At 43.5% G+C, this 25,077-nt stretch carries 18 protein-coding genes, 1 tRNA gene and 1 pseudogene; 7 read left to right on the forward strand and 13 right to left on the reverse strand.

The features are described from left to right. Positions 1-206: 206 nt before the first annotated feature. The gene (locus J4N45_RS23015; protein ID WP_234496745.1) at positions 207-575 is read left to right on the forward strand and encodes a MaoP family protein; all 369 of its coding nucleotides are present in this window, start codon (positions 207-209) and stop codon (positions 573-575) included. Positions 576-722: 147 nt separating this feature from the next. Here the strand turns inward: J4N45_RS23015 and J4N45_RS23020 are convergent, their stop codons facing one another. From J4N45_RS23020 to J4N45_RS23050, 7 genes are all read right to left on the reverse strand, one after another. After that, entirely contained in the window at positions 723-1,160 is a 438-nt protein-coding gene (locus J4N45_RS23020; protein WP_042471642.1) for an ATP-dependent zinc protease family protein, read from the reverse strand. A gap of 4 nt (positions 1,161-1,164) precedes the next feature. Further along, entirely contained in the window at positions 1,165-2,184 is a 1,020-nt protein-coding gene (locus J4N45_RS23025) for a succinylglutamate desuccinylase/aspartoacylase family protein (RefSeq protein ID WP_128648741.1), read from the reverse strand. Between the two features lie 2 nt (positions 2,185-2,186). Beyond that, the gene (rimK, locus tag J4N45_RS23030) at positions 2,187-3,092 is read right to left on the reverse strand and encodes a 30S ribosomal protein S6--L-glutamate ligase (RefSeq protein ID WP_128648742.1); all 906 of its coding nucleotides are present in this window, start codon (positions 3,090-3,092) and stop codon (positions 2,187-2,189) included. A gap of 489 nt (positions 3,093-3,581) precedes the next feature. Further along, complete coding sequence (gene galE, locus J4N45_RS23035) at positions 3,582-4,595, reverse strand: UDP-glucose 4-epimerase GalE (protein ID WP_252014722.1); 1,014 nt, start codon at positions 4,593-4,595, stop codon at positions 3,582-3,584. A 98-nt stretch (positions 4,596-4,693) separates the two neighbouring features. Further along, positions 4,694-6,103, reverse strand: a complete 1,410-nt coding sequence (locus tag J4N45_RS23040) for an FAD-dependent oxidoreductase (RefSeq protein ID WP_252014723.1) — start codon at positions 6,101-6,103, stop codon at positions 4,694-4,696. 254 nt (positions 6,104-6,357) lie between these two features. Continuing rightward, the gene (locus J4N45_RS23045; protein WP_252014724.1) at positions 6,358-8,790 is read right to left on the reverse strand and encodes an ABC transporter permease; all 2,433 of its coding nucleotides are present in this window, start codon (positions 8,788-8,790) and stop codon (positions 6,358-6,360) included. 3 nt (positions 8,791-8,793) lie between these two features. Next, positions 8,794-9,468 carry an ABC transporter ATP-binding protein gene (locus J4N45_RS23050; protein WP_234496740.1) on the reverse strand — a complete coding sequence of 225 codons (675 nt, stop codon included), beginning with the start codon at positions 9,466-9,468 and terminating at the stop codon, positions 8,794-8,796. Here J4N45_RS23050 and J4N45_RS23055 point away from each other — a divergent pair. From J4N45_RS23055 to J4N45_RS23070, 4 genes are all read left to right on the forward strand, one after another. After that, positions 9,467-10,075: an arylesterase gene (locus J4N45_RS23055; RefSeq protein WP_252014725.1), complete on the forward strand. Its 609-nt coding sequence runs from the start codon at positions 9,467-9,469 to the stop codon at positions 10,073-10,075. The two genes, J4N45_RS23050 and J4N45_RS23055, sit on opposite strands and share 2 nt — an antisense overlap. A gap of 140 nt (positions 10,076-10,215) precedes the next feature. After that, positions 10,216-11,412, forward strand: a complete 1,197-nt coding sequence (gene fabV / locus J4N45_RS23060; RefSeq protein WP_252014726.1) for an enoyl-ACP reductase FabV — start codon at positions 10,216-10,218, stop codon at positions 11,410-11,412. Between the two features lie 220 nt (positions 11,413-11,632). After that, entirely contained in the window at positions 11,633-13,504 is a 1,872-nt protein-coding gene (locus J4N45_RS23065; RefSeq protein WP_252014727.1) for a putative bifunctional diguanylate cyclase/phosphodiesterase, read from the forward strand. A 128-nt stretch (positions 13,505-13,632) separates the two neighbouring features. Then, positions 13,633-15,288: an ABC-ATPase domain-containing protein gene (locus tag J4N45_RS23070; RefSeq protein ID WP_252014728.1), complete on the forward strand. Its 1,656-nt coding sequence runs from the start codon at positions 13,633-13,635 to the stop codon at positions 15,286-15,288. 30 nt (positions 15,289-15,318) lie between these two features. Here J4N45_RS23070 and J4N45_RS23075 read toward each other — a convergent pair whose 3' ends face one another. The 4 genes from J4N45_RS23075 to J4N45_RS23090 all read right to left on the reverse strand — a co-directional run bounded on the left by J4N45_RS23075 (position 15,319) and on the right by J4N45_RS23090 (position 20,579). Then, positions 15,319-15,933, reverse strand: coding sequence for a DNA-J related domain-containing protein (locus J4N45_RS23075; protein ID WP_252014729.1), 615 nt, complete (start codon positions 15,931-15,933; stop codon positions 15,319-15,321). A 133-nt stretch (positions 15,934-16,066) separates the two neighbouring features. After that, a complete protein-coding gene (locus J4N45_RS23080; RefSeq protein ID WP_042471662.1) occupies positions 16,067-16,468 on the reverse strand; it encodes a hypothetical protein in 402 nt (133 codons plus the stop codon). 109 nt (positions 16,469-16,577) lie between these two features. Beyond that, on the reverse strand, positions 16,578-17,630 hold the full coding sequence (gene aroG, locus J4N45_RS23085) for a 3-deoxy-7-phosphoheptulonate synthase AroG (RefSeq protein ID WP_042471666.1): 1,053 nt from the start codon (positions 17,628-17,630) through the stop codon (positions 16,578-16,580). 204 nt (positions 17,631-17,834) lie between these two features. Further along, positions 17,835-20,579 carry a M16 family metallopeptidase gene (locus tag J4N45_RS23090; protein WP_252014730.1) on the reverse strand — a complete coding sequence of 915 codons (2,745 nt, stop codon included), beginning with the start codon at positions 20,577-20,579 and terminating at the stop codon, positions 17,835-17,837. Between the two features lie 136 nt (positions 20,580-20,715). Between J4N45_RS23090 and J4N45_RS23095 the strand changes: the two genes are divergently transcribed. Beyond that, complete coding sequence (locus J4N45_RS23095) at positions 20,716-22,332, forward strand: VRR-NUC domain-containing protein (RefSeq protein WP_252014731.1); 1,617 nt, start codon at positions 20,716-20,718, stop codon at positions 22,330-22,332. Between the two features lie 82 nt (positions 22,333-22,414). Here the strand turns inward: J4N45_RS23095 and J4N45_RS23100 are convergent, their stop codons facing one another. Further along, the gene (locus tag J4N45_RS23100) at positions 22,415-23,095 is read right to left on the reverse strand and encodes a MaoC family dehydratase (RefSeq protein ID WP_042471672.1); all 681 of its coding nucleotides are present in this window, start codon (positions 23,093-23,095) and stop codon (positions 22,415-22,417) included. A gap of 332 nt (positions 23,096-23,427) precedes the next feature. On the opposite strand from J4N45_RS23100, the gene J4N45_RS23105 reads away from it, so the two are divergent. After that, positions 23,428-23,518: transfer RNA gene (locus J4N45_RS23105), tRNA-Ser, on the forward strand. Positions 23,519-24,549: 1,031 nt separating this feature from the next. Here the strand turns inward: J4N45_RS23105 and tnpA are convergent. Next, a pseudogene (gene tnpA / locus J4N45_RS23110) lies at positions 24,550-24,961 on the reverse strand (IS200/IS605 family transposase). Between the last annotated feature and the right edge of the window lie 116 nt (positions 24,962-25,077).

Consider the following 25,077-nt stretch of genomic DNA (forward strand, 5'->3'; position numbering starts at 1 on the left):
CCACGTATTCTTACACAGTTAAGCTTACTTTAAGCATAAATAAAATTTGTGAGTTCGACAAAAACAATTCGTTATCTTTCTTTGTCATTTCCAACTATTTTCAGCATCGAACCAACACGGGATTCTAAGGCTTTAACGACGTCTTTGGATGGCATTCTAGCTACCTGAATACCCTTGCTTTACTACCTATTTGCTTTGAGGTCTCTATGACTGAAACTCTATTTCGCCACGGCAAGAAACGTTTTTTTGATGCAGTAAAGTTCCCACGCGGATTCGCGAAATCGGGTGACTTTACACTTATAGAAGAAGACATCTTAGTGACTTATGGAGAAACAATGTTAGCACTTGAACGTGGTGACATTACTCCAGAAAACGCTGAAGAAAAACACTTCACAAAAGTGATCGTGAACCCGAGTAAGGCGAAGTCCAAACTGGAACATACCTGGCTTAAATACGTACGCTTAGCACGCGGAAGAAGAGCATTCCATACGTTGAACAGTAAGTCGAAGTTCCATGAAACTCCGAAAGACTACGACTACGAAATGGAGAATGATGACGTTTTAGAGCCAGCATAAATGTTGTGATCTTTCCTCCTAAACACAAAAGTAGAGCCCAGCGCTCTACTTTTTTTTGCCCCTTTACTAGCCGCTAAAGTATCCCTTATCAGCTAATAAGAAAGCCGCACAAAGGCGGCTAAACAATTACTTTAGATTAATCGTCGATTAATCGATTAGAAACGCACGGCTTGGGTCAACATACACTTTATCGACCATGGCCTCGCGCCCTAGCAGCATCATATAAGACATATCTTGGCGATTACTCAAGGTTATCTCGATTGGCCATTCTCTATCACCCAGTCTAAACAGAGTTTGAATGACACAACGCTGCTCAGAATCCCCGTTCGATGACTTGATTCTTCGCGAATCATGAATCAAAGACTCACAATGAACGATTTCATCGAGATGGTAGATATCAGGGTGTAGATCATACTGAACATAAAGGCGACCATCACGTTTGACTCGTTTGAGATTATCAACATGAAGAGACGACGTTTTCGCTCCAGTATCGATACGCACTTCCAAATCAAAAATACCTAACTCTGGAAGACTACATACCTCCAAATTACCAATGATCATTCTGTCGTTATATGTGTTTGGCATAGTGTTACATGCTCGGTTCTACTGGAACAATCGACTCTTGCATGATTTCGATGTGTTCAAATACCTCTTCTGCGCTATCTCCAAAATACGCAATGTGATACATGGCTTCCCCTTCTTGAACAAGAGGAATATTTTGCTTGCCAATGATGATGCCCGTGCGGTTGGACGTTACCTGGCTGATATTGTTCCCCAGTGGTCCATTGATATCAGCGAGTACGTCACCTTTTTCAACCATAGACCCAAGCTGAACGTACTCTTTAACAAAACCACTAGCGTCAGCTCGAGTCCAATCACTGCGGTTAGCAATGAATGGTTCCGTTTTCGCCTTAGAAACACGTTTTCGCGTCATACCTAACGCTTTCAGTACGCGAAGCACGCCCTTTACGCCGGTTTGAATCGACAATTCATCAAATCTTAAAGCTTCACCAGCTTCATATAAAAGCACTCTGGCGCCATGGTTAACCGCCGCTTCACGAAGCGATCCGTCACGAATGTTCGCATTAAGCAATACTGGCACAGCAAACGCTTCCGCCAAACGTTTAGTCTCTTCATCTTCAAGGTTTGCGCGAATTTGAGGTAAATTCGAGCGATGAATTGCACCCGTGTGCAAGTCGATACCATAATCACAGTGAGAAACAATGCTTTCTAAGAAGGTATGGGCAAGTCGCCCCGCCAGCGAACCCTTCTTGGAGCCTGGAAAACAACGGTTTAGATCTCGGCGGTCTGGCATATAACGACTTTGGTTAAGTACACCGTAGACATTGACCATAGGGACATAAATCAGGGTGCCACATTGCAGCTTTAAATTTTCTGCAATCAGACGACTGATTATTTCTATACCGTTAAGTTCATCCCCGTGGACCGCAGCGCTAACGAACACTACAGGTCCTTCTTTCTTCGCTCGGATGACTTGAATTGGAATGGATACTTCCGCATCTGTGTACAGCTTCGCTACAGGGATGTTGATTTCTTTACGCTCACCAGGGCGTACTTCTACGCCCGCAATGACAAGCTCTTTTGCCATTTTTAACCACGTCCTTTCGTCTTGTTGTTGTTTGGCTTGGCATTTTTCTCGATAAACTCGTAGATCAAGCCCGCCACATCTTTACCTGTCGCGTTCTCAATACCTTCTAGACCCGGTGATGAGTTTACTTCCATTACCACTGGACCATTTTTTGATTGAAGGATGTCTACCCCACACAGGTTCAATCCCATCGCCTTGGCCGCTGCCACAGCAGTTGCGCGTTCTTCTTTCGTCAACTTAATGAGCTGTGCGGTACCACCACGATGTAGATTTGAACGGAATTCACCTTCGGCTGCTTGACGTTTCATTGCTGCAATGACTTTGCCACCCACAACAAAGCAACGGATATCCGCGCCATTGGCTTCCTCAATAAACTCTTGCACCAGAATGTTTGCTTTAAGCCCCATAAAAGCTTCGATAACACTTTCTGCTGCCTTTTGCGTTTCCGCTAATACCACACCAATGCCTTGTGTGCCTTCAAGTAGCTTAATCACAAGAGGAGCACCACCGACATTCTTGATCAGGTCTGGAATGTCGTCCGGCTTGCTTGCGAAGCCAGTACGTGGCAAACCAATTCCTTTACGCGAAAGCAACTGCAGTGAGCGTAGCTTGTCGCGAGAACGGCTGATTGCAACGGATTCGTTTACACAGAAGGTACCCATCATTTCAAACTGACGAACAACAGCGGTACCGTAGAAAGTAATAGACGAACCAATTCGTGGAATAATCGCATCGTATTGTGGCAACTCTTCACCCATATAACGGACTTTAGAGTTACTACTTGTGATGTCCATATAGCAATGAAGGGTATCGATGATATCCACTTGATGCCCCCTCGCTTCCCCTGCTTCTTTCAGGCGGCGAGTTGAGTACAAGTTTTCGTTGCGAGATAGAATCGCAATGCGCATGGCAGTATCCTCTTTTAGGTTTTTTGTTTTATGAGTGTGAAACGCCGGTTACGAACGACCGGAAAGAGCGTGCACCTTAAGAGTTTAGCAGCGAAAAATACAACGATTGTTTTTGTTCGTGACGATAAGAAAAGTTTGTTGTTGAATACGCAAATTTCACGCATAAAAAAACCGACTTTCGTCGGTTTTTGTTAATAATTTCATTCATTTAAAAGGTATGTAAACAAAATGTATGAATGAAGCTTATTTTGCAGCCATTTCTTTTTTAACCATTACAACCGCTGCTACTACGAAAGTAATGATGAGTGCTAACTCCATGGAGTCCCCTTGTACGTCAAGACTAATTTTACAGGTTAAATTAAGTACTAAAACCATTTTATCAAATATTCAACAAAATGTTACTTTTTAATCGATAAATTAAGCGACTCAGATCAAAAAAAGGCGCATTTAGCGCCTTTTGTTAAAAGATTGGTAAGCAAATCAAACGTCTTACTCTGGATAACCTTCTGGATTTTGCGACTGCCAATGCCAGCCATCAGTAGTCATATCAACTAGTGTGCGAGTAGCCGTCCAATTGAGCTCTTGGTTAGCTTTAGTTGGATCTGCCCAACACTCCGCGATATCACCAGGGCGTCGCTCAACGATTTTGTAAGGGACTTCTTTGCCTGATGCAACTTCAAACGCTTTCACCATATCTAGAACGCTCGTACCGTTACCAGTACCTAAGTTATAGATAGACAAGGCTTCTTGACCATTAAGTGTTTTCAGCGCTGCAATGTGACCATCCGCAAGATCCATTACGTGGATATAATCACGTACACCAGTACCATCTGGGGTTGGATAATCGTCACCAAATACAGATAAGTACTCTCTTCGTCCAACAGCTACTTGAGAAACAAACGGCATCAGGTTGTTCGGAATGCCTTGTGGATCTTCTCCCATTTCCCCAGTTGGGTGCGATCCAACTGGGTTGAAGTAGCGAAGCAACGTAATGGTCCAATCAGGATTAGCTTTATGGAAGTCAGTTAAACACTCTTCAACCATGAGCTTACTACGGCCGTATGGGTTGGTCGCGCTGGTTGGGAAGGACTCAGTAATAGGCACTGATGCCGGATCGCCATATACTGTTGCTGAAGAGCTAAATACTAAGTGTTTGACACCTGCTTCGCGCATCGCATCGACAAGGACTAGGGTACCGTTGACATTGTTGTCGTAATATTCAATTGGCTTTGCTACCGATTCACCCACTGCTTTCAAGCCAGCAAAATGAATGACTGAGTCGATGTTATGAGTCTTCATCGCCTCAATAAGCGCTTGCTTGTCACGAACATCACCTTTCACAAATACTGGGCGAGTCTTTGAGACTTTCTCAATACGATCAATGACCGCTACTTTCGCGTTATAAAGGTTATCGAAGATGATTGGCGTCATACCTGCTTCGATAAGCTGCACGCATGTGTGGCTACCAATATAGCCCGCTCCACCTGTTACTAGTACGTTCATTATAAATTCCTTGTGTTGCTCAGTCCGATTATATGCAATCGATATAGATTTGCGACACTTTATTTAGACTTTTCTTTGTAAACCAGACAATTGGCCGTTTAGTAGGCGATCGCCAATGACTCCGGATAGCCACGTTCTTTAGCGATATTCATTGCAACCTCTTGAACTCGCGCAGGGTCCAGACTGTAAGTATGAACCATAGATTGTGGTTGTTGAACAAACCATTTACTCATGATTTTTTTCGCTGCGATAAGCGCTGATGAAGCCTTGACGATTTCTAATCGAGCATACCGCTCGCCCTCGAAGCTCACGTCCGCTGTTCTCAAGCTCGCTTCGTTGCCTGGTATCTGCTGAGCGCCGTATAGTGGTTTACCGGCAGGCTCGGCCGTTGAAAAGTCAGGGACAAACTGGCTAACGTGTCGAATAGCACTCTTTGAGCGCTCTATCTGCACATCGAGTGGCCACCCTTTATCGATTTTGTTAATTAGCGATTGAGGTAACTCTGGCTGAGAGGTTTGTGTAGTTGACCCCACTAAGCCTTTATCAAACAGCGTTATCTTTTTTGTCATTCCATGTAGCTGAAAATAGCCATCTGGATAAGGGGTCAACTGCGCCATACCCTGCGGTGTGCCACGCTTGCCATGAAAGATCACTTCTGGCCACTTCTCTTCTTGATGTGATTTCCATTTCGTTACGTATGCAGCTTTAAACTCAACAAGACGCTGACGTTTTATTTCAAGCTTGTCGTCGATTGAACCGGTACGAAAGCCACACGCGTTAATAACAAAATCAAATGCCCCAACCTCACCGTTATCCAGTGAGACCTCGTAATGAGACTCAAGAGCTTCAATATCATCGACAACAACGCTCGTCCTCACATGCAAATTGTCAAGTTGCTGAGTCCACAACTGAACTGATGAGGCAACGCGGAATAAGCTTAGTCCATACTCTTGAACAACGTAGATAGGGAACTTTAGCTGCTCGAGATCAGTATACTTTGCGAAGGGAATGAGCCATTCATCTAGAGACGATGGTGCTTTGGGGCAATCACGCTGAGAAAGCGCTCTTAGCTGTTCGTAATCGTACTCATGAAAATAGTCATCTGGAGAGCCGAGCACGTTATTGTCGGCATCTTCATTAATTAAACCACGATAGGCCTCGCGAAGTACCTTCAGTCTTGGAAGCAGAGCAAGTGGTTCACCATCGTCGACCTTTGGTACAGCAATAACAGTTGGACGAACATTAACACTTGATGGGAAAAAACGAACGAAGTCGATCGATTGCTTTAACAGATCCAGACATTGCTGTTGAGAAATCTCGCGGTATAAATTGCCACCAGCATGGAGGTGACAAATCGGTGGACCGCTGACAAGACTTTTGTTCTTATCAAAAAGCGTTACATCTACGCCCTGTTTTGCTAGAAAGAGCGCGACGGTTGATCCAGCGACGCCTCCGCCAATAATTGCCACACGTTTACTGCTTTGTGCCATTGTGAATTCTTGGTTCATTTCTTATAAGCTGGCGTAATAATGATGCGTCATTTTAGCCCTATCCATCACTAAAAAAAATCCCAAATTTTGTGATGTTTTCTCTTGACAGATAATCGGTGAATAAGTTTTTTGACACAGTTCTGACACTGCAAGACACGCTCATCACCGACAAATCAAAGGCTACGGTTTTTTGACGCTAATATTACTCTTGAGTTATCCAAGACTTTATCCACCGATTTTGTGGATAACTTAACAAAATCGGTGGCTAACTATTAAGCGAACTGCTTCTGTGACGTAGTAAGCATCTGTCTTATCAATGAAAAAAGAACCAGTGCTAAAGTCAGGAAAGCGATTGCGGGGACGATGATCCACGTGGATAAATGCCAACTCCATGGAAGCTCAAATCCAAAGGTCATAATTGAACCTACAACAAGCTCAGCGCCAAATGTAGCGACAACACCGGCTGTTATCGCCATGATCCCATATTCAGCCCAGATCGTTCTTACGATGCGTTTACGACTCGCTCCAAGCGTTCTATACAAACGTATTTCTGCTTGTCTCTGCGATAGGCTCAACCTAAGCAGCGTAAAGATCAACAATACGCCAGACAAGACGCCCAACGCAGCTAATACCGTAATCGACCATACAATTTGGCTGAGCAACCCTTGAATTTTCTCCCCCATCAGACGGATGTCCATGAGACTAACCGTAGGATGGTTTCGAGATAGTTCACTGATTAGCGCGTTGTCCTTGTCTTCAAGCCTAAAGCTCACTAACCAAGCGCTCGGAATATTCGCCAACACATCGGGAGTGAAAATAAAGTAGAAATTAGGCTTCATATCTCGCCATTCAACGAAACGGATAGAGTTAACTTTTGCACTCACTTCTTGTCCATTAATGGTAAAGCCAAGTTCATCACCTAGTTGCAATCCAAGGTTTTCAGCGACTTCTTTCTCTACCGAGACGCCTCCGACATCAGTCCACTCACCAGATAGCACGTCGTTGTAGCTAGGAAGTTGTTCCACGTAGGTGAAGTTGAGCTCTCGACTTAACGCGTCCTCTTCTTCAAGACCTTTCTTCTGACGGTTTTGAGCATCCTCGCCATTAATCAGCGTTAACCTACCGCGAGAAATAGGAAAAGCCTCGGAACGTTGAATCTCATTGCCATCAAGCGCTTCCAAATACGCATCCTTTTCGTACTCTGCAATGTTCAGAGCAAAGGCATTTGGTGCATCTGCTGGCAAGGTTCTTTGCCAATCACTTAACAGATCATTTCTTACTAGCCAAATAGTCGTTAGGAGCATCAAAGACAGTCCTAATGCGCCATACTGCAAACCTGTGTGTCGTTTGCTGCGATTAATACGACTTACAGCAAGCTTCATTGAGATAGGAAGGGACACCTTACCGAGTAGCAACGTAAAGAGTACACTGATGGCCGCAAGCACCATAAACAAACCAACAATACCAGCTAGCACGATCCAAACTAGATTGTTGTCACGATAAGCAACAAGAAGCGGCACAAGTGGCACTAAAACCAGCAAGTTAATCCAGCCGCCCTGTTTCTCGTCAGCGCTTTGAAGTACTTCTACGGAAGAGACTGAAATGAGTTTATACAGTGGAATACCCAATGCTGGGACACCGATCAGTAAGCTAGACATGACAGCGATAATGGCAGGCTCAAGCCCATAAGTTGGCAGTGGGTCGGGTAAGAGATCGGTTAACGGCAGCCGAAGTAATGTCTCAAGCCCCATCCCTAACACCAAGCCGGCGGCAATAGACATGCTCACAAGCAGCAGTGTCTGTATCGATAGCCATCTAACTAGCCAACGTCGGCTCGAGCCCAAGCTTTTTAGCATAGCAACGGTTTGTCGCCTACTTTGGACATAGTTTTGGCAAGTTAGAACAAGTGTTGTCGCTGCCATAATAATGATGATAGCGACCGTCAGTGATAGATATTGAGTTGTACGGTCAAAGATATCGTTAGTACGGCTGCCCGATGATTGATCACGCCACCTATCACTCGGTGTAAGCTCAATCTGTTGTTTTAGCGCTTCAATTTGGGACTCATCGCCAACCAAATAGGCTCTAAATTGGACTCGACTACCAAGTTGAACTGCACCTGTTTGATCAACAGAGCTTTGATGAATATACGCGGTCGGCATTTGCTGAAATGGATTAAAGCTAATACCTGGCTCTTCCAAAATAACACCGCTTACAGCAAGCTCTGCATCGCCTATAGTGACAACGTCACCCTGAACAACACCAAGCTGTTCCGCAATACGACTATCTAGCCATAGCTCACCTTCACCGACATGGTTTTGTTGCCCTTCATCAGAGCCCAAAGTAAGCGTACCGCGAAGTGGAAACTTTGAATCCACCGCTTTTACCGTAATAAGCTGCATACCATTGTCGCTAAACGACATAGTAGCGAAGCGAGTGTACCAGGAGCTGTCTAGCCCCGAGTTCTCAATGAACTGCTTGTTCTGTTCAGTAATTGGATTGGCTGAGATATAGATAGTGTCCGCTGTCAGCGCATCTTTCCCCTGCTTTACAATTACTTGTTCCATGCGTTCTGCAAGAGCCGCTAGACCGAAGATGCACGCAATGATTAGCGTCAATGAGATAGCGATCGGCCACAGTTGTCCTTGCCTAATTTCATCAAAGCTCCATTTCACTAAACGCGTATTCAGTGTTCCCTGTGACATAGCCTACTCCTGTTCCAATCTTCCAGCGTTCATGTGCAAGATGCGGTCACAGCGTTGAGCAAGCGACAAATCATGGGTGACGAGTACGAGTGTGGTTCCATGTTCTCGGTTTAAGTTAAACAGGAGCTCTACGATTTTATGAGCCGTATTTTGGTCTAAGTTTCCGGTAGGTTCGTCAGCAAACAAAATCTTTGGGCTAGTCATAAAGGCGCGAGCAATGGCGACACGTTGTTGTTCGCCACCAGATAATTGTGACGGCAGGTGGTCGATACGATGCCCTAAGCCTACGGACTCTAGAAGTTGTCTCGCTTTCGCTTCGTCCTCTTGCTCTCCTCGAAGAAGACAAGGTAGCGTCACATTGCCCAAAGCCGACAAGCTCGGGATGAGTAGAAAGCTCTGAAATACAAACCCCAGATACTCGCTACGAATACTGGCTCTCGCTTCATCATCTAAATCAGAAATTGTTTTTGATAGCAACTCAATGTTGCCTGAGCTAGGGACATCTAAACCCGCTAGAAGCGTCATCAACGTCGATTTACCAGCGCCCGATGTACCAACGATTGCAATCGTCTCCCCTTCCTCAATGGAGAGATTCACATCTTCAAGGATTGTTAAATGTTCCGTTTTCGTAGACACTACTTTGGTCACTGACTCAGCTTTTATTATGGAAGAACTCATGATTCGGCAACTTTCCTCTTTGATTATTATTTTTGTTTCCTTGGCCTCTTTTCACGCGAAAGCGGCTTCAATTCTGATACTTGGCGATAGCTTAAGTGCAGGCTACAACATGTCTGCCGACCTGAGCTGGCCAACGATGCTCTCTGATAAACTGTCCGGCGATTCAACAGACTTTACCGTTATAAACGGCAGCGTATCAGGGGACACGACAGGCAATGGTCTCGCTAAACTACCTGGTCTGCTGACGGAACATCAACCTGACTATGTACTTATTGAGCTTGGTGCAAATGATGGCTTACGTGGATTCCAGCCCAACATTATTCAACGCAACCTAAGCACACTGATCACTAAGAGTCAGGACGCAGGTGCTGAAGTTTTCTTAATGCAAATTCGCGTTCCGCCAAATTACGGTAAACGTTACAGCACCATGTTTGAAAACATCTATCCAACACTTGCCGAAGAACATAACGTTCCGTTAATTCCTTTCTTTCTGGAGCAAATCATTATTAAACCAGAATGGATGATGGAGGATGGTCTGCATCCTAAAGCCGAAGCTCAACCATTCATCGCTGAAATTGTCGCTGAATCCCTACAACCCTACCTATAACATTACCTTGGTGATTTTGGTCAACAAACTGATAGCTAGTTTACGCCCAGAATCACCAATTTGATGCCCTAGCTCAATATAATTTACAACACTTTACGCTATCTTGAATTTTTATCATCGTCTTAGATAGGTTGTAATCAATGATAATTGAACCGATTATCAGCGGCGTCGTCGCTAAATCTGCTCACCCTGAGGGCTGTAAAAAGGCCGTCGATGACCAAATCGCTTACGTTAAATCTGCCAACCCGATCAAAAATGGACCTAAACGTGTCCTTATTCTGGGCGCGTCTTCAGGATTTGGTTTGGCAGCGCGAATCGCCCTCACCTTTGGTGGCGCCGACGCAGACACTATTGGTGTATCGTTCGAACGTGGTCCCTCTGAGAAAGGCGTAGGTAGCGCCGGTTGGTACAATAACATCTACTTTAAGCAACGTGCGAATCAGGCTGGCCGACGAGCAATCAATATCGTGGGCGATGCTTTTTCTCAAGACGTTCGTGAACAAGTTATCGAAGCCATAGAAACCTATTTTGAAGGCGAAGTTGATCTCGTTGTTTACAGCTTGGCGACAGGTGTCCGTCCAAAAGGTGATGGTGAGTTCTGGCGCTCGGCGATAAAACCGATTGGAGAAGCTGTCTCTGGTGCCTCTATCAATTTAGAAACTCAGCAATGGGAAAACAAACTTCTTGAGCCAGCAACCGACGAAGAGATCGAAGGCACACTCAAAGTAATGGGTGGCGAAGATTGGGAAAGCTGGATCGATACCCTAGTTAACTCTGACTCTATCGCTAACGGGTTTAAAACGGTTGCTCTATCTTATGTAGGCCCAGAGATTACTCATCCGATTTACCTTGATGGCACTCTCGGTAGAGCTAAAGTAGATCTTCATCAAACAAGTCATGCATTGAACCTCGAATTATCAAACTTCGATGGCAATGCTTATGCTGCTGTGTGCAAAGCGTTAGTGACCAAAGCCAGTGTATTCATCCCAGGCTTAACACCTTATCTACTTGCTCTTTATCAAACGATGAAAGAACAAGGTACACATGAAGAGTGTATTCAACAAATGCAACGCTTGTTTTCAACTAAGCTGTATGGCTCAGAAACTGTCCCACTAGATGGTGAGCGATTGATTCGAATGGACGATTGGGAATTAACTCCATCCGTTCAAGAAAAAGTAAAGACGCTCCTGGATCAAATGAACGAAGACAACTTTAAGGACCTAGGAGATTTCGCAGGTTTCCAGCGATCCTTCCTTAACCTAAATGGTTTTGGCTATGACGATATAGATTACACGTTACCTGTAGATATCAACGAGCTTACCCGCCTCAAGCCTTAATATTTATACACGAGGCAAAGGACGTTTCCCTTTGCCTCCGCTACGACTCAATAGCTCCAAACAACATCTCAAACTTGAGAAACACGTCAATATTGCGCCAGTTTTTGGCGATTGGTAAAAATTAGCACTCTCTAAATTTCAGCGCTCATTATACTCATTTAATGACATTTCGTTTCGCAACGATTCAGCGAAACTCAACCACAGGATGTGGTAATTGAACATGACGAGAACCAAGCCTTCCATCTTGCAAACGATGAATGGTGCGGAAAAGCTGCGTATCATTGATTTTTCCGACGTTAACCATTCACCTGACCCGGACTATATTTGTTGGGGTTGGTGCGCATTATATCGTGGCATGATAGACCTAGTATATTCGTCCCACTTAGACGATTTCGATGTTGACGAGAATAGACGAAGGCTTCTTGATGACTCTGACCGATCTTCTGACAACACAGTCTTTGAGTCACTACATTCACTCCTTTCGGTCAAGCCCGACGAACAAATCACTCACCTATACGTTTACTCTCTTGGAAAAGACCCCATCGGCGTCGTGTTTGCGATCCATCGTAAGCCACTGGCAAGCGTGTCTTTTTTAAATGGACTGCAATCTCGCTTGTCCAGATGGGTATCGCGCAAAGAAGCGTCATTCAAAAGTAGAGAGATCAAACGAGCTTATCAAACTAAACTGTGCGAGAAGGAACGTTTACTGAAACAGGCACAAGACGAACTCGAAGCTTTGAGAAAAGACAACTGGCAGCTAGAAAAAAGAATGCTGCACCAACGAAGCCACGATTATTCTACAGACATGTTAAACCGAACTGGGTTAGAAAATGCACTAAACGCCTCGTTCAACAACACGATAGTAATCGAAGGTAAAGCCTATCTAAGTGTTATCTTGGTACAGTTTACGAATGGTGAACGTGTACAGGCGCGTATTGGATGTGAGGGACTCGACCAACTACTCGCGGAGTTTGAGCAAAAAGTCACTGAGATAACATCTCAGATACACTACTTCGCCAGGATCTCTACAACTGAACTCGCTTTAGCGACCGTTGTCCCCGCTTTAGACGAACAGCTCTTGCCAACACTATGTAAACAGATAGCAAGCATTGCGAAACAAGGCTTCCAATTTCATGGACAAGAAGTCCATTTACATACCTACATGGGTGTTGCCAACTCTTACCATACCCAAGATGCCAACCAATTAATTAACAATGCGTTTCACGCTGCTTTAGCCTGTAAAGAGTCAGGAGAGCTTGTTTCCTTTTTTACCCATGCTGATCAACAAGACCAAAAAGCATTCAATCAACTCGAACACTATTTAATTCAAGCCGTTAGAAACGACGATCTCATTCTCTATTTCCAACCTAAGGTTGAACTTGAATCGCAAAAGTGGATAGGTGCAGAAGTGTTACTACGTTGGAAGCATCCGGTTTTAGGTGACGTATCTAATGAAGCTCTGATCCACATGGCGGAACAAAACGGGTTGATCATAGAATTAGGCTACTTTGTGCTGCGCAATGCAATTGATCGAGCTTCTGAATGGATAGAGTTCGCTTCAGATTTTTGCCTATCGATTAATATCTCAGCTAAACAAATATGCTCCCCTCTTTTCGCAGACAAAGTAACGGCTCTCTTAGAGCAATATGAGCTTTCGCCTCACAACCTGGAACTTGAGCTAACAGAGAGCTGCCTCGTATCTAACTTTGATATAGCTAAGAACAACATGGAAATTTTAACTCGGCAAGGTGTGAAGTTTGCGCTCGATGATTTTGGTACTGGCTATGCCTCTTTTAATTATCTAAAGAATCTTCCTTTCCACGCTCTGAAGATCGATAAAGAATTCTTAGCAAATATCCTTGATAACGCCCAGGACAAATCTATCCTTCGTTCGATCATTACTATCGCTAAAAAGTTGGAGAAACAAGTCGTTATTGAAGGAGTCGAGACACAAGAACAGCATCAATTTGTCCTGAATGAGCAGTGTGATATTGGACAAGGCTTTTATTACGCTAAACCTATGCCTAGAGACATTTTTGAGATTCAAATACAAAAACAGTATCCATCTCCAACTCAGTTTATCATTCGTTGAACGTCGCGGCGTTCTTCCATGAACCGCTAACAGCCTTTGCTTTTGCTATTATTGAACCAAACCCTTTACCGCAGGAGGTTCGTCTCCTATAATCGCGCACCAACCTTTTGAAATCCGAGACATTCGATATGGATCTATTAATCGCCAAACTTAAAAAAATCGAAAAGCAAAACTATCGTGCTTACCAACAAATTAAAGGAAGCTACGATTTCACCGATTTTGAGTTTCACATCGATCATGTTCAATCGGATCCTTACGCTGCAGCGTCACGAGTCCGCGCTTTTCGCAAATGGGCGCCTACAGGATTGGAATGGTTAAAAGAACAGTCTCCTGCCTATCAAATTGCTGCACGTGACTATATCGCGCGTCAGTTTGCTGCTTTAGCTAAACAGGAAAACTCTGTTTCTGTCTCTATCACCGGTCAGACAGTTCTTGATTCAACGTCCGTCGTTTTCACCGAAGAAGGTATTGAGCTTCGCTTTAGAGTGAACTTACCTGCAGAAGGTCGCTCAATTCTCGCTAAGAAGGCATCCAACATTCTTACCTTCCATCTTCCTAAGTACATCCGTAAAGCGACGCTTGAACGAGAGCTCGATATTGCGGACTTAAAACATCACTGTGAAGTCGTTGAAGATCAAGTCGCACTTCGTGAGCAGTTGGAAGCAAACAATCTCGTCGCTTTTGTTGCTAATGGCAGTGTACTGCCTCGTTTGGCCGGTAATTGTGACTATCCAATGAAAGATGCTATCCCGTTTACATCACCAAGTTCGATGGAAGTAACACTTCACCGCCCTAACCAAGGTTTTATCAAAGGCATGGGGATACCAGCTGGCGTCACTCTCATCGTTGGTGGTGGTTTCCATGGTAAATCGACGCTTTTGAACGCTCTTGAACGTTCGATTTACGATCATATACCAGGAGATGGCCGTGAAGGCGTGGTTACTCTCAATGACGCTTGTAAGATCAAAGCTGAAGACGGTCGCTCTATTCATAATCTCAACTTGAGCAACTATATCAATCATTTACCATTCGGTAAGCAGACCACAGATTTTAGTACTCAAGACGCTTCTGGCTCAACGTCGCAAGCAGCCTGGCTTCAAGAGTCTATTGAGTCGGGGGCTTCTGCGATAATGATTGACGAAGACACATCGGCAACCAACTTCATGATTCGTGACGAACGCATGCAAGCGCTCGTTTCAAAAGGCGACGAGCCAATTACTCCATTCGTAGATCGTGTAGGTCAATTGAGAGACGAACTCAATATCTCAACCATTATTGTTATGGGGGGATCGGGTGACTACTTAGACGTTGCTGATACCGTGATTCAAATGCAAGATTACCAGGCTGTTGACGTAACCAACAAAGCTCGTGAAGTCATCAAACTGCACCCAACGGAGCGTCAAAACGAATGTGAAAAACCTCTAGAGCTCATCCCACCGAGGCATGTTGATTGCGCTCACCTTCAACAACTTCTTGTCGATGGGAAGTTCCGCGTATCGGGCAAAGGGGCTAAAAGCTTAAGATTTGGTAAAGAAACCATTGATATAGAAGCACTAGAGCAACTTGAGTCTAACTCAGAACTGAACGCTATTGGTTGGACACTATTCCAACTAGCACAACAACCAGGGTGGTCAATGCATCCACCAAAAGAGATTGAATCAATCTTAGAGGGCAATTGGAGTGGCAACATGCCAAATTCTGGCGATCTGGCAAAGCCACGCGTCGTCGATGTTTTAGCGAGTTTGAATCGCCTTCGAGCAGCAAAAATGCGTCAACCAAGATAGTAGTACTTGATACTAACTGGAGCCGCGTGGTCATGACTCCTTAAGGATTGACCACGCCTCACAGTATTTTCTGAATTTTTCACTATCTCCACCGGGCCTGTCCGGATGCCACTTCAATGCGCAGCGCCTCCATGCATGGCGAATCTCTCTCGACGACGCGTTTTCATCTAACCCGAAACAGCTCAGCGCTTGCTTATGTGACATTGTCACATCTGTAACGCCCACATACTCTTTATAGCGAGTCCAAAACTGTTCAAGTAGTCGCTTAATTTCGTGATTGTCGGCTTCATAGTGAGACCAATCCAAGTAGTAGTCTCTAAGAGGGTCATTATCAGCGATTGCGTGCTGAGCGGCGTTATATGGCATGATTCGTATATCCATCGCTTCCACTTGCAGCCATTTTTCTGGAGCGAGTAAGGCTTGAAGCTGATATAGCGCGTTCATAATCAGAAAGTTACGCTTGAATAGATCTTTTTCTGCACTCTCGTCGAGTACGGGAATCAGTTGTTGTTCTGCAAGGACGGCAAACAAACTATGTACCTTGATACTTTCGGTTTGCCGCTCTACGACATTGAGTACTGACCACAGCAATGGGTTCTCAGCATGCCGTTTTACATTGATTTGATTAGACTGGAATTCCGTCAAGCCAAGCTCCCTGTTGCTCAATCACGCTGACTAACGTTAGTTTAGCATTAGTACGAGATTTAGATCACTATGGCAATGACAGAACATGGAACCGAGATATACAAGCCCTCTTGATCGGTATTGTTTGATTTGGCTAACTTTTTAGCTGATACGCTTTGTAAGTCTCACTCTTCACACCTGCTTTGCGTTTTTTCATGATGACTTCAATACTACGAGCGTTATCAGTGACCTTGTAACGTATTGTTTGATTTAGATAGCTATCATTTCGGCGAGTATCTCTCGCTTCAATTTTAATAGTTTTATTGCCTCTGCTCACATCGCAGCGATAGTCCCAATCACTTTGCCAATCCTTCACAGACAATAGCACACGCTTACCCGATGCTGATTTTGTTTTAATACCGCGTGGTTGCTTGTCGAGAGCCAGTGCTAGACCTGCAGTACAAACTTGTTCATTACTCAAACCCGCCGCCAGTGATGGTGTTGATAATGATGCAGCGATTACAGCTGCTAGTATCAAGGATAAATTACGTTTCATTTTGTCTCTTCTTAACCATATACAATTCACAAAATTAAAACATGACGTACGGTTAAGATCAAATAAAAAAGCCTTCACCGAAGCAAAGGCTTTGAATTAGATTAATAAATTAGGCTTTACGGCGAGCTTCTACCGCATCAGCGAGTTCACGAAGTACTTGTTCTGTGTCTTCCCAACCAATACATGCGTCAGTAATAGACTGACCATAAGTAGGTGCAACACCGTCAACTAGATCCTGGCGACCTTCTACTAGGTGTGATTCAATCATCACACCAAAAATTGCGTCTTCACCGCCAGCCATTTGACCAGCTACATCTGTCGCTACAACTTTCTGACGCTGGAACTGCTTAGAACTGTTTGCGTGGCTAAAATCGATCATCACTTTTGCTGGAAGACCGTTAGCCGTTAGTTCGTCTTTAATGCCTTTTACATGCTCAGCACTGTAGTTTGGCTCTTTACCACCACGCAAAATAATATGGCAGTCTGGGTTACCAGCAGTTTCAACGATTGCTGAATGGCCGTACTTAGTTACCGATAGGAAATGGTGAGAAGCACTCGCCGAGCGGATTGCATCAGATGCAATCTTAATGTTACCGTCTGTGCCGTTTTTGAAACCAACCGGACATGAAATACCAGAAGACAACTCACGGTGAACCTGAGATTCTGTAGTACGTGCGCCAATCGCACCCCAACTAATAAGGTCAGCAACATATTGCGGTGTGATCATATCAAGGAATTCACTCGCCGTTGGCATGCCCATATCAGTTAGGTCAAGTAATAGCTTACGCCCCATACGTAGACCATCGTTGATCTTAAAGGTGTCGTTTAGGTACGGGTCGTTAATAAGACCTTTCCAACCCACGGTAGTACGTGGCTTTTCGAAGTAGACTCGCATTACGATTTCTAGACGATCGCCAAGTTCATCGCGTAAAACTTTTAGGCGCTTACCGTATTCAACCGCAGCTTCTGGATCATGAATTGAGCATGGACCAACAATAACAAGCAGTCTGTCATCATCGCCTTGAAGGATGTTGTGGATCGCTTTACGTGCATTAAACGTGGTAGAAGAAGCAACTTCAGTTGCTGGAAACTTCTCTAACACAGCAACCGGTGGTAAAAGTTCTTTTACTTTATTAATTCTTACGTCATCAGTTTGGAACATTGCTTACTTCTTCCTATTCTTTGTATCTAAATCACTTGAGCACGATCTGCACAATCCGTTTTGTGACTCGTATCGTGCTCTTTCCCGTAACTTATCTGCTTAGAACAAGAAGTGCAATCACTAATTATAAAAAAAGGCAAATTTCTTCACTGTTTTTTCCAATAAACGCCGTGTAAATAATTATATACACGCATTAAGTGCCAATTAAGGATTGATTCTTATGGAAAATTTGCTCGCGTTTTGACCAAGCGCCTGTTGAGACATACGATCTAGATCACTTAAAGTAATACTATCAGCCACCGACTCATAGTTATAAAGCGCATCGATACCGTAACCCATTAACCAATATCGAAATAACATAAAGCTCGCTCCTTCAGGATCATCAAGCCAAGGGGCAAGGTCACTTTTTAGCTGGGCAACAACCTGATCCCTTTCTGTCTTTTCAAATCCATTCAAGATGTCGTTAGCCACAGTTTCAAACAATTTAGCGGCTCGCGCCTCATCCTTAGGATCAACATTGGCAAAGAACGACCAGGCAGCAACCCCATTGCCTTCATCGGCAAAACCATAGGCGTGCGGATTGTAATCAAGGGAGTTATCTGAACGTATCGTCTGGAAAATACGCTCGTTCAAAAGCCGTTGAAACATGTCTTCGGCAAACACATCTTTTGAGGTTCTAGGTTCATTTCTCTCAGATACAGCGATCAGATAGACTTGCGATTGACCATCCTGTGAATCGTGGCTGTCGATATTGGTTATGTCGTCAGCAAGGCCGTCACGTATTTCAACCGTAGGCCACGTGTACTTTAATTCTTCTCTAAACTGAATATTGGCGATGTACTGCTCTAACAGCGGCTGCACATCAGAAGCATTTTTAGCTCCCACCAACATCATTTTGTACCCACGATTTACGTTAATAAGCTCGTCATAGGCTTCCATAACTTTCTCTTTTGTCACTAGAGCAATTTCTGGCTCTGTTCTTGAGAGTAAATGACTGCCTTTATCAAAGGTTAGTTGTAGTGCATCGTTAACACTTTGAACATTCGAATCCTGTTTCAAACGCTTGAGTTCATTAATAACAATGCTTTTGGCTTTACCAACCGCAACGTCATCAACATCGTTAAGTGACATAGCATGGTGTACAACAGAAAACACATCAGCAATGCCCTTTTCGTTACTTCCAAAGGACATACCCTGCTTAACGTCACGTATAAACGGTTCTACGTAACTATTTGTTTTACTGAATGCGCGTTCAATTTGCTTCGCGGTTAGCGGTCCAATATCGCTGTAGAGCGTAATCAACGGTATCAGTTGACCTGCAGCGATGTTATCTCCGGTAAGTGCAGATGAACCGCCCAATGAGCCAAACCATCCGTAAAAACGATCGCCGCTGTCCTTGTGATTAAGGTAAAGCACCTCAATGCCATTCGCTAGCTTCCATTTTACTAAGCCATTTTCCAGAGTCTCCATCGACGAGACCTTTCCTTTCGAGCTAGGGACTGCAAGGGCTTTGGTTACTGTCAATTCGAGTGGCTTGTTCGTTTTTTGCTCTAATCCCGAATAAATATCATTTAACGAAAACGACCCATTTTTTACATTAGTACCGATAATAGGCTCTTGGATGAGCAACTTTTTAATTGCTTGATTAACCTGTTCCAGCGTAATTTCCGTCGCTAACTGGCGATGCACTTCTATGTACTGAATAGGGTCCTGAGCAGCACTCTGCCCTAACAACATGTCGAATTTGTAATCGATTATTTGCTTAGATGTCCAACTATCGATAATGGTCTTTAGCTCATCGTTGAACGAAGTCCAACTGCTTCTTACTGTATCCAACTCATCTTGGCTAATACCATGTTGCTGCAGAGAGGCGAGTCGTTCGGTTAATGCTTGTTGGATCTTTGCCCTCTCGGTTTCTTCAAAACTCGCACCAATTGCAAACAGTGAGTTCGAGTGTATGTCTACAACTCCAGCATTTAGACCTTGTACAAGGATATCCTTTGAGTGATATAAGTCTGAAATCCGATTCGATATTATGTCACCGACAAACTTTGAACTCAGTTGAACGTATTGGTCTGAAACAGTATTTAACAATGGGTTTGGCATTGGATAGGCAAGATCTAAAGCAGCATATTCAAACGGCAATGCTTCAGAAACCAATGGTGTATCATTGAACTTCACAGGTTCTATGAGAACGCGTCTCTGCTGCTCTCCTTTTTGAATATCAGCAAAGTAGCTATCTACGATAGCGAGCAACTCACTTTGCTCCCAATCGCCAGCAATCATTAACTCCATGTTTTGCGGTTGATACCATTTTTTATAGAAAGCCTTAAGCTCTGTAATATCAACGTTCTCTATGGACTCTCGATTACCAATAATATCGTGTGAATCAAGAGGTGTACCGATCAACAGATGATCATAAATCTTTTGACTATATGGTAACGGGTCCGGACGTCTCAATCGCATTTCACCCAGCACTACCCCTTTCTCCTGCTCTATCATTGCTTGGGTAATGTGCATAGCATCTGCGACGTACGCTAACCATGTAAGCGCGTCATTTAGCATATCTACATTGTCTATCGCCAGCTCATAACTCGTGTACTCATTGAATGTAAAAGCATTAAGATCTGGACCAAAGCTTACCCCTGCTTGAAAAAGAGCATCTTTCGCTGCCTTCTGCTGAGGTACATCTTCTACACGGAAAAACAAATGTTCCAAAAAGTGTGCATAGCCAATTTGTTGCGCTGTCTCTTGAAGGCTACCGGCATGAACGACAAGTCGCAGAGTAATAGGTTGATCCGATTTATAGTAACGGCTGACGGTTAAGCCATTATCAAGCTTGTCTATCTTCCAACCTGGGTCAGGTTTAATTGGTGTATCATTTTCTAAAGAGCACCCTATGAGCAATAACAAAGCCCAAGATGCAAACCAAGCTTGTAGTTTTTTCATCGTATTACCTTACTTGCGACTAATATGGCTAAACGCTACGATGATCAGAAGAGCAATGAAACACTACACATTGAATTGCATATTATTTAGTGCGTCGATGCGAGCTATTTCAAACAGTTAACACTCAGGTATTGCCGTGACCCACACACCTTTAGTGGTACTAGAACCCAAATACTATCTAACTAACTTCACGATACTTCTTTCGGGAGTAAAAGACTTATATCAAGACCTGTTAAATGAATCTGAACAACAGTGGCTCGCTCGTTTCTACGCATTGGAAGAAGATGAACAATGTCTACTAGTCCGAATGATGACCCGTAAAGGTGAGTGGTTTAGAAGTGATAAGTTACGTTATTCAGAACTCACGAATCCAGAGACACTGCTTGCCAATCTAGCTCTCTCTGGTTTTGTAGATCTAGCTCTTCCCGACTCTCCAAAGCTATTAGCAGACACACTTCTTACTAAACCGGAGCTTCTGGCTTTATTCCCCAAATTACCCAAATCACTCCGTAAAAGTGAGCTTGTGGCACTCTTGCCTGAACAGATGCCCCACTCGGTTTCAACGCTACCATTTCAAGTCGTCAGGCTTTTGGATAACCAAATTCTTCCTATGTTTTGTTTGTTGTTTTTTGGCAATCGATACCAAGAGTTCGCTCAGTTTGTACTTGAAAATCTCGGTATTCACAAATTTGAACAGTATGAAATCTCAGTGAAAACACGCTTATTTCATACCAGAGAAGAGCTGGATTCGTCTTTTTGCATTAGTGAGATGTCACTACGCTACGAAGAGATAAACCGTAAATCACGAGAAAATTTGATTGAATTCTCTCAATTACTTCCCGCTCCTCACGGCAAACATGCTAACAGAATGTATCAGAAACTCATCAACTCCGTAGCTCGAGACTTAGAGCGTTGCGGGGCACTAGATGAAGCTCTCGCGCTATTCCAGCAAAGTAATATCCCGCCATCTCGAGAAAGACAAGCACGCATTCTTAAAGCTCAAGGAAGACAAGAAGAGGCTTTATCTATCACAAAAATGATGCTGGCTGACCCGTATAGTACTGACGAGTCTGAGGTGGCAGAGCGCATCGCTTCTCCGCTAAAAAAGAAACTTGGTATTCCTTTACCAAAAAAGCAAGTTTCGACGCTACCGGAAGTCCATCGCCAGTTAGACCTTACAAATTGTCGAGTCGAAGTTGCTGTTGTGGAAGCCCTTAAAGCCGAAGGATGGGATGCGTTTTATCTTGAAAACCAGTTTCTCAACACTCTGTTTGGCCTAGCGTTCTGGGATATCTTGTTTTCACCAGTTGAAGGTGCATTTATCAACCCTTATCAACGTCAGCCTCTTGACCTCTATCGAAAAGAGTTTATAGACAGCCGAAGTGTCCTTATCGAAGATCGTCTTAACCAGATTAGAAGTGAAGGTATCGCACAGCTAGTCGCCGTACATCTAAACAAAAATGGTCTCCAGAACCCATTCATTCTTTGGGAGTTAGTCGATGCATCTTGGATAGAGTTAGCGATGTATACCATAAGCTACCAACAGCTAGCTGGACTATTTGAGGTAATTCTTGAAGATATTCGTGCATACAGAGCAGGCCAACCTGATGTCATTGCATTTAAAAACGGAGACTTTATGTGGTGCGAGGTAAAAGGGCCAGGCGATAAACTTCAACACAATCAAAAACGATGGATGAAGCACTTTGAGCAGCTCAACATTAGCTACCACGTTTGCTATGTGAACCACAGATAGATATTTGGCGTTGATATGAAGGCAAACATGCACAAAAAAGCCCAGCTTCAAGGCTGGGCTCCATAAAACTCAATGTTTATCATCAAAAGTGAAGATGAATCACTGACGTCGCGATACACGCTGGACGTCGAATACCCTCAATTTCTACACGGATCTCGCGTTCAATCTCAAGGCCTTTTTTAATCGGCGTTACTTTGACTAAAGTGCTTTTCGCACGAACATTACTGCCGACTTTTACAGGATATGGGAAGCGAACCTGATTCAAGCCGATGTTCACCATCATTTTCGCGGTCGGAAAAAGTGGCTTGTCCGGATCGACACTATCCGTTAGTGCTGGTAAAAGAGACAATGTTAGGAAACCATGAGCAATCGTCGTCTTGAACGGAGACTCTTGCTCTGCTCGCTCCGGATCGGTGTGGATCCACTGATTGTCTTCAGTGATAGCACCAAATTGATTGATACGCTCCTGCCCGACATGGATCCAGCTACCCTCGTGGATAACTTCACCTATTTTCTCTTGAAGCTCATCAAACAGCTCTTGAGCTGCGGGCTTAAGCACAATTTCTGGTTCGACCTGTGCAACTTCTGGTTCATTAACCGCTGGCTTGTGATAGTCTCGAACCCACGCTAAGAAATTGCTGTGGTTTGTCTTGTCTACAAACTCAGTCCAATACTCTCTAATCGCTGGCGACATCCATTGCATAAGCTCAGACTGATGCTTGATAGAATCAGCTCTTTGTTTAAACAATTTTACAACTTTCATCTTGACCTCAAATCACAGTTCGCGAGAACTAACTCTAATATTTTGAAGCAAACCCCTTAATCACGCAAACAATTTCGAGCGCACAAGCGTATTCTGAACATCGTTTTATTATTTAATTTCAAGAACTTATCAATAAAAAGCATTATTTTATTTTAAGTGATTGATCATGTTGATTACGCAATGAAATCGTTTGCCTAGCTAACGCTACTCTCACCAATCATCACATCGAAGACGATTTAATCAATGTGATCACTTTTAAAGCAGTCAAACCAAGGTCATGAAATTTTTTCTTTACAGCGAACTCCGTCCCCCCTATTATGAGCGCCAACAACGGAGAGATGGCTGAGTGGTCGAAAGCACCGGTCTTGAAAACCGGCAACCGTTAATAGCGGTTCTAGGGTTCAAATCCCTATCTCTCCGCCATATTGATACGGAAACGGGAACTGAGAAATCAGTTCCCGTTTTTGTTTTTGATACGAAATTAAGAAGAGCGATTTTCTTTCCGCGTATCCTCATTTTCTTTTTTTCTTCCCACTCCACTGTAACTTCGGACACCAAACTCTTTAGCAACCAGTTGGCGTTCCCATCGTCACAGTTACTCAATGTCTCGGATAGCTTGCTACAAAATAGCTTTGCTTGAGGCTCACCAAATTTTAGCATAGGGAGTCCTTTGGAACACTCCGGTAGCTGATCCACATCGTACCTTAGCTTCTTAAGAGATTTCTCCTTTTCATCTATAAACCGACTCAAAGTTTCACTTTCGGAATCAGATTCTGAGTCATAGTGCTTTTCTATGAATGTAAATAGTTTCTTCTCTTCTTTTTCCAAAAGGCACAGGAGTCTTTGTCGTTCTTCCACTATCACTGGAAAGCATTTTGAAAACCTCTCCTTAACCTCTTTGCTAATCTTAAGTATATTTTCCGTAGTAAAGACTCGATTGACAATTAAATTAATAAGCTCTTTCTCTAGGTCATCTTTTGAAATCAGTCGCAAACTGAAGCCTCTTTTCTATTGCGTCTTTTGTTAGCACAATCGCAATACGTATAACGTCGAACTTGCCCAACATCATAACCAAATTAGACTGAAATTTTTGGCGCTTCAGAATGTCGGACAGAAGATGTTTGTTGTTACAATAAAACGGAGTATGCTCTTTAAGATGTCGTTTCACTAAAGCATGTGTCACGATATTGAAAGTATAATCATTAATAATTATCTGGATATGAATGCTAATTAGAGCTCTGTTCATTTGCTTTGAATTTTTACCAAATACAAGTAGCCTTACATAGAGCGCGTAATTAAATTTTTACTGACTATACGTCATCCGTTCACTTTACCTAATAACAGGTTCCTAGTTTAGTTACGTATAATATAAGTAAGAATCTGCCTTTTTAAAAAGCGACTTTAGCTTTCAGACCCCTGAAGCGGACATCTCCACACTGTTAGTTCATCTTCAACTACAACTGAGCCTCATACTCTTGGTCGTCTTTTTCGTGATGTCTAACGTAACACCGAATTATGTCCTCGTTCACAACTACCGTATCAACAAAGTATCCCATCGTTTCCCCATAGTTTCTTTCGAATATAATCAAAATAATCAAACAGGCAAATTGCAGACCGTCTCTTCAACGTACCCATTAACGTTGAAATTGAAATTTTCGGTGGGACAATGACAACAAAATGAACGTGATCAGGCTGAATATTTGGCTCCCGTACCTCACAACCCTTCTTATTGCAGAGTATTTAGATAGACTTGTGCAACTCTTTGACCACATTGCCCTTAAGAATTTTGAACCTATACTTTGGAGTCCAAACTATATGGTATTTGCATCGCCAGTAGACGTGTAATGAACTTCTATAGTCGCCCATGTTAATTGCTTTCTCTTACTTGTGGTGAATAAGAGTCTTACTTCTAACATGGGCGTATTTTCGGGCAACACTCCTTAACGACCGCCAAAGGTGGTCGTTAAGGAGTGACAATTAAC

It is taken from the genome of Vibrio sp. SCSIO 43140, from assembly GCF_023716585.1.
GTDB classification, from domain to species: domain Bacteria; phylum Pseudomonadota; class Gammaproteobacteria; order Enterobacterales; family Vibrionaceae; genus Vibrio; species Vibrio maritimus_B.

What these genes read in the sequence shown, in the direction of transcription:
- J4N45_RS23015 (WP_234496745.1), top strand. Translation starts at nt 207, where the DNA reads ATGACTGAAACTCTATTTCGCCACGGCAAGAAACGTTTTTTTGATGCA.
- J4N45_RS23020 (WP_042471642.1), bottom strand. Translation starts at nt 1,160, where the DNA reads ATGCCAAACACATATAACGACAGAATGATCATTGGTAATTTGGAGGTA.
- J4N45_RS23025 (WP_128648741.1), bottom strand. Translation starts at nt 2,184, where the DNA reads ATGGCAAAAGAGCTTGTCATTGCGGGCGTAGAAGTACGCCCTGGTGAG.
- rimK (WP_128648742.1), bottom strand. Translation starts at nt 3,092, where the DNA reads ATGCGCATTGCGATTCTATCTCGCAACGAAAACTTGTACTCAACTCGC.
- galE (WP_252014722.1), bottom strand. Translation starts at nt 4,595, where the DNA reads ATGAACGTACTAGTAACAGGTGGAGCGGGCTATATTGGTAGCCACACA.
- J4N45_RS23040 (WP_252014723.1), bottom strand. Translation starts at nt 6,103, where the DNA reads ATGAACCAAGAATTCACAATGGCACAAAGCAGTAAACGTGTGGCAATT.
- J4N45_RS23045 (WP_252014724.1), bottom strand. Translation starts at nt 8,790, where the DNA reads ATGTCACAGGGAACACTGAATACGCGTTTAGTGAAATGGAGCTTTGAT.
- J4N45_RS23055 (WP_252014725.1), top strand. Translation starts at nt 9,467, where the DNA reads ATGATTCGGCAACTTTCCTCTTTGATTATTATTTTTGTTTCCTTGGCC.
- J4N45_RS23050 (WP_234496740.1), bottom strand. Translation starts at nt 9,468, where the DNA reads ATGAGTTCTTCCATAATAAAAGCTGAGTCAGTGACCAAAGTAGTGTCT.
- fabV (WP_252014726.1), top strand. Translation starts at nt 10,216, where the DNA reads ATGATAATTGAACCGATTATCAGCGGCGTCGTCGCTAAATCTGCTCAC.
- J4N45_RS23065 (WP_252014727.1), top strand. Translation starts at nt 11,633, where the DNA reads ATGACGAGAACCAAGCCTTCCATCTTGCAAACGATGAATGGTGCGGAA.
- J4N45_RS23070 (WP_252014728.1), top strand. Translation starts at nt 13,633, where the DNA reads ATGGATCTATTAATCGCCAAACTTAAAAAAATCGAAAAGCAAAACTAT.
- J4N45_RS23080 (WP_042471662.1), bottom strand. Translation starts at nt 16,468, where the DNA reads ATGAAACGTAATTTATCCTTGATACTAGCAGCTGTAATCGCTGCATCA.
- aroG (WP_042471666.1), bottom strand. Translation starts at nt 17,630, where the DNA reads ATGTTCCAAACTGATGACGTAAGAATTAATAAAGTAAAAGAACTTTTA.
- J4N45_RS23090 (WP_252014730.1), bottom strand. Translation starts at nt 20,579, where the DNA reads ATGAAAAAACTACAAGCTTGGTTTGCATCTTGGGCTTTGTTATTGCTC.
- J4N45_RS23100 (WP_042471672.1), bottom strand. Translation starts at nt 23,095, where the DNA reads ATGAAAGTTGTAAAATTGTTTAAACAAAGAGCTGATTCTATCAAGCAT.